Origin of the sequence: Mycobacterium scrofulaceum, assembly GCF_002086735.1 — a bacterium.
In the GTDB taxonomy this organism is placed as follows: domain Bacteria; phylum Actinomycetota; class Actinomycetes; order Mycobacteriales; family Mycobacteriaceae; genus Mycobacterium; species Mycobacterium scrofulaceum.
The window spans coordinates 1-2,526 of sequence record NZ_MVIJ01000126.1 but is presented as its reverse complement, the minus strand read 5'-3'; the positions used below and the strand labels follow the sequence as shown (position 1 = coordinate 2,526).

General features: G+C 64.1%; 3 protein-coding genes. 2 read left to right on the top strand and 1 reads right to left on the bottom strand.

What is annotated here, in order from left to right:
* A partial coding sequence (locus tag BST44_RS29020; protein WP_208619906.1) for a WhiB family transcriptional regulator occupies positions 1 to 232 on the bottom strand: 232 nt, incomplete at its 3' end.
* Positions 233 to 772: 540 nt separating this feature from the next.
* Here BST44_RS29020 and BST44_RS29015 point away from each other — a divergent pair.
* Both BST44_RS29015 and BST44_RS29010 read left to right on the top strand, forming a co-directional pair.
* On the top strand, positions 773 to 1,675 hold the full coding sequence (locus tag BST44_RS29015) for a DUF2637 domain-containing protein (protein WP_052955346.1): 903 nt from the start codon (positions 773 to 775) through the stop codon (positions 1,673 to 1,675).
* 136 nt (positions 1,676 to 1,811) lie between these two features.
* A partial coding sequence (locus BST44_RS29010) for a DUF4226 domain-containing protein (protein WP_142274738.1) occupies positions 1,812 to 2,526 on the top strand: 715 nt, incomplete at its 3' end.

The window sequence follows — 2,526 nt, the reverse complement described above, 5'->3', positions numbered from 1 at the left end:
GGCCCAGCAGGTGCCTTTTGGCGGGAAAGTCGCCGTCAATCCAGACTCCGGCCCACATGCCGTAGGAGGGTTGACGGTGCAGTGCAGATTCGGTGCAGGGCTGCAGGGTTGGGCAGTTGAGGCATTGCTGGCGGGTATAGGTGCGCCGCTTGGCGTCAAACCAGTCGCCAGGGTGTTGCAGGCAGGACGCGACTCGTCCGGTGCTGGCGGTGTCGTCATGCTTGTGGTTCACGAGGGTGTCCTCTATCGTGAAACCAGCCCGGTGAAGGCTTGGTTTCTGGTTTCAGAGGCCATTGACCGGAGTTGGTGTCTCCGGTCGCAGTTGTCCCCGCTTCGGCGGGGACTTCTGCGTTAAGGGCCGTATCAAGTTGTGTGTTGACCTGTGGTGTCCGTCAACGCGTTTGGGTGAAGGTGTGGGGCGCGGTCTCCTCGTTCATCTGGGTGGTTGGGGCTTCTGGTGGGACCAGAGTGACACGAGTCGGCATCGATGTTCGGCCGACACGCCGCGCGGTTTTCCGCGCAGGCACCACAGTAAGCAGCTTCAGCACCCTTACGCCGCACCCGCGGGAAGTTTTTTTGCCAATCTCCACGCCGGGGCTTTTGGCGCTCGCAAATCGGTGACCGCCGACCGACGCGTAAGGGCGAGCGGGGTTGTAAGTTCGGCTTGAGCCCACCTGGTCGGGGTCTCAACGGGACTGCAGCGCTGCTGTTCTGGCGTGCGGCACAGCCCAGTTGTGTGCCGTTATTCTTTGCCTGCGAAGGGATTCCGCGAGTGACGACACTGAACACGCGCCGCAATGGCGCAGGGCTTGCGCAGCGATCCGACGTCAAGGTTCATCCCGTCGACGAGCACTTCGGCGGCCAGGGCGCGCTGTCGATGCCCGCTGTCGAGTCAGACTCACTCGGGTCCGAAACACTGAACGCACCACCTGCGCAGTGGGATGCGGCCGGTGAAGACGAGATGCGCACGTTGCGGTTGGTTCGCCGTAGCCGCACCGCAGCGGTGTGGCTGACGGTGGGTATCGCGACCATCAGCTTCGTCTTGTCGTTCACCTCGTTGCGGAATTTAGCGGCGATGTCGGCGTGGCCCGGGTGGCCGTCGTGGCTGTGGCCGTTGATCCTTGATGGCCTGATCATCCTTGCGACGCTGGGGATTGTGTCGTTTGCGCCCTACCGTGAGCAGTTTTGGAACCGTGTTTTTCTGTGGGCGGTGCTCGGGGTAGCGGCTTTGGTGAGTGTGGGCGGCAATGCTTTGCACGCGTGGTTATTCACCGGGCAGCTGGCGCCGTGGATGCGTTGGGGTGCCGCGGGTTTGGCGTGTGTGCCACCGGTAGCGCTGATGGTCACGACGCATATCTTGGGGACCTTGTGGCGATTTCATCCCGCACCGCCGCCCGATGCGCGCTCGCAGTTGCGCGAGCGCGCGCTGGCGCTGGCGGTGGAGCGAATGGACCGCTGGGAAGCTGCTGCGGGCAAGCTGCATGAAGAAGGTTATTGCCCGAGCGTGCCTACCGACAAGTTGGCGCAGGTGCTGCGGTACTTGTACGAATCTCGGCCTGCGTTATCGCTGCGCGCGATCGGGGCCAAGCCGGAGGTGGGTTTACATCACGACACGGTCAGCAAGATTCGCGATGCCGCTGCAAGCGCGCTGGGCATGACGGTCGGCGACCAGTAAGACCGCAACGAACACCGCCGACATGCTGATGCTCGTCGGGCCAGGGAAATCGGTGAGGCGCGACCGTCGCATAGTGCCAGCACACGGCGGTAGCGTTTTTCCAACAACCTGCGGTTAGAGGGGATTTGGGCAAGCCATGGGCTTTCTTGATGACGTCTTGGATGACCTGTTTGATGACCTTTCGGGGATCTTCGGCGGCGATGACGACGGTGGTGGCGACGGTGAGAGCGACTGGCCCGCCCAGCAGCCGGTACCCGCGACGTTTCCGCCGGGCGCGCCAGGGTGGGGGCCTGCTCCTCAGGCGCCGGGCGCGCCGGGGTGGGGGCCTGCTCCTCAACCCCCGGGTGGGCCCAGCGGGCTGCAGCAGGGTGCCGGGCAAGCGGGAACGACCTACCAGCAGGCCAGCGGCGCGGTCAACCAGACCGATGAGAAGCTAGCCGATTTGCTCAAGCAGATATTCGCGGCCAACGACGACAATCGCTCACGGATTAGCGGCATCATCGCCAGCATCGAGACAGCGCGCAAGGCGCTGACGTCCAACCCGCAAACCGCCGGTGACCCACATGCGATGGCCTTGTTTAACCAGTTCTTGGACGGCCAGCTCGCCCAGATTCAACAGATTCTTGACAGTTCGAAGGTGGACAGCAAAAAGCAAGCCGAGTTGCTTGCCGCCCTGGGTGAGGAGTACCGCGGTACCGCTGGGGGCGACCCGAAGAAGAAGGGCAAGGGCGACAGTAACGGCGCCGGCGGCGGTGATGGTGGAGGCGATACCAGCGGCGGTAGTGACGGCGGCGACGGTGACGGCGGCGGCGGCGGTGGCGGTGACGGCGATGGGGGAGCCGGGGCTGGCG